Below are 2682 nucleotides of genomic sequence, written 5' to 3'. Positions count from 1 at the left end.
CAACCTCAGAGTCAGTCTCTACTTCAGAATCGGTCTCAACGTCTGAATCGGTCTCAACGTCTGAATCAGTCTCAGCGTCCGAGTCAGCATCTACATCAGAATCAGTATCAACATCCGAATCGGTTTCTACATCTGAGTCAGTTTCAGCCTCAGAATCAGTGTCTGCTTCTGAATCGGCATCAACATCGGAGTCAGTCTCAGCGTCTGAATCTGTGTCAGTGTCCGAGTCAGCGTCAGAATCAATCTCAACCTCAGAGTCGGTTTCAACGTCAGAATCAGTATCAACGTCTGAGTCGGCATCGACGTCTGAGTCGGCATCGACGTCTGAGTCAGCGTCAACCTCAGAATCAGTCTCGACCTCTGAGTCAGTTTCAGTCTCTGAATCTGTATCTACGTCTGAGTCAATTTCAACCTCAGAGTTGGCATCTACCTCTGAGTCAGTTTCTGTATCTGAATCAGTCTCAACGTCTGAGTCAATCTCGACCTCTGAATCATTGTCAGCATCGTTGAGCACCTCAGTATCTGAAAGTCAGTCAGTCTCTGCTTCAGTGTCAGTTTCGACTTCAGAGTCGGTTTCAATGTCAGAATCAGCCTCTGCGTCCGAGTCAGCGTCAACTTCTGAATCAGCCTCTGCGTCCGAGTCAGCGTCAACTTCTGAATCAGCATCAACCTCTGAGTCAGCATCAGATTCCGAGTCAGTCTCAGCGTCGGAATCAGTGTCAACGTCAGAATCAGTGTCTACATCTGAGTCAGTCTCGACGTCTGAGTCGGTATCTACATCTGAGTCAGTGTCAACATCCGAATCAGCTTCTGCGTCTGAGTCAGTGTCAACTTCTGAATCAGCCTCTGCTTCTGAATCAGTCTCGACCTCTGAGTCAGTCTCGACGTCTGAGTCAGCGTTAACCTCAGAATCGGTGTCTACCTCAGAATCGGTGTCTAAGTCCGAGTCAGCATCAACCTCTGAATCAGTATCTACGTCTGAGTCGGTGTCAACATCCGAATCAGCCTCAACCTCTGAGTCAGTATCAGCATCCGAATCAGTTTCAATATCCGAGTCGGTTTCTGCATCCGAGTCTGTCTCAATATCCGAGTCAATTTCAGCCTCTGAGTCGGTTTCAACATCCAAATCAGTGTCGACCTCAGAATCGGCATCTGCATCTGCATCAGAATCAGTGTCAACATCCGAATCAGTCTCAACGTCCGAGTCAGTTTCAACGTCTGAATCAATATCGGCTTCAGAGTCAGTTTCAACGTCCGAATCGGCATCTACATCAGAATCAGTTTCTGCATCTGAGTCAGCGTCAGCCTCTGAATCAGCGTCAGCCTCTGAGTTAGTTTCAGCCTCTGAGTCGGTCTCAACGTCCGAATCAACATCAGCATCCGAATCGGTTTCAACCTCAGAATCAGTTTCTACATCTGAGTCGGTTTCTGCATCCGAGTCTGTCTCAACCTCTGAATCAGTTTCAGCGTCTGAGTCGGTTTCAACATCCAAATCAGTGTCGACCTCAGAATCGGCATCTGCATCTGCATCCGAATCGGCATCAACATCCGAATCAGCTTCTGTGTCTGAGTCAGTATCAACATCCGAATCAGCTTCTGCGTCTGAGTCAGTATCAACATCCGAATCTGCATCTGCTTCTGAATCACTCTCGACATCCGAATCAGTATCAACGTCTGAGTCAGTTTCAACGTCCGAGTCAGTATCAACATCCGAGTCGGTTTCTGTATCTGAATCAGTGTCTACGTCTGAATCGGAATCGACATCCGAATCAGTTTCTGCATCTAAGTCGGTTTCTGCATCCGAGTCTGTCTCAACCTCTGAATCAGTTTCAGCGTCTGAGTCAGTTTCAACATCAGAATCATTCTCAGTCTCTGAATCAGCCTCTGCGTCCGAGTCAGCGTCAACTTCTGAATCAGCGTCTGAGTCAGCGTCAGCCTCTGAGTCAGCATCAGTCTCTGAGTCGGCCTCTACGTCTGAGTCGGTTTCAGCCTCTGAGTCGGCCTCTACGTCTGAGTCGGTTTCAGCCTCTGAATCAGTATCAACATCCGAGTCAATTTCAGCCTCTGAGTTGGTTTCAACGTCTGAATCAGTCTCAGCGTCTGCATCGGTTTCTGTATCCGAATCAGTGTCTACGTCCGAGTCGGTTTCTGTATCAGAATCAGTGTCAACGTCTGAATCAGTTTCTGTATCTGAGTCAGCATCAGCCTCTGAGTCGGCCTCTACATCAGAATCAGTCTCAACCTCTGAATCGGTATCGACGTCTGAGTCAGTCTCAACATCAGAATCAGTTTCAGAATCCGAGTCAGTATCAGAAAGTCAGTCAATTTCAACGTCTGAATCAGTGTCAGCGTCTGAGTCGGTTTCAACGTCCGAATCAGTCTCGACTTCTGAATCGGCATCAACTTCCGAATCAGTTTCAACGTCCGAATCAGTATCAGCGTCTGAGTCAGTTTCAACCTCTGAATCAGTCTCGACATCTGAGTCAGTCTCAGTCTCTGAGTCAGTATCTACGTCCGAATCAGCGTCAGCCTCTGAATCTGAGTCGGTATCAGCATCAGAATCAGCCTCTGCTTCTGAATCAGTTTCAACATCAGAATCAGTCTCAGAGTCCGAATCAGTTTCAACGTCTGAATCGGTTTCTGTATCAGAATCAATCTCGACATCAGAATCATTGTCAGCAT

At 47.6% G+C, this 2682-nt stretch carries 1 protein-coding gene; it reads left to right on the top strand.

Going from position 1 to position 2682, the window contains the following annotated elements; translation table 11 throughout:
• A partial coding sequence (locus HMPREF3002_RS10575; RefSeq protein ID WP_176745557.1) for a hypothetical protein occupies nt 1–2682 on the top strand: 2682 nt, incomplete at both ends.

Source organism: Streptococcus sp. HMSC065E03, assembly GCF_001815045.1.
In the GTDB taxonomy this organism is placed as follows: domain Bacteria; phylum Bacillota; class Bacilli; order Lactobacillales; family Streptococcaceae; genus Streptococcus; species Streptococcus parasanguinis_AD.
This window is presented reverse-complemented; position numbering and strand designations above follow the sequence as displayed.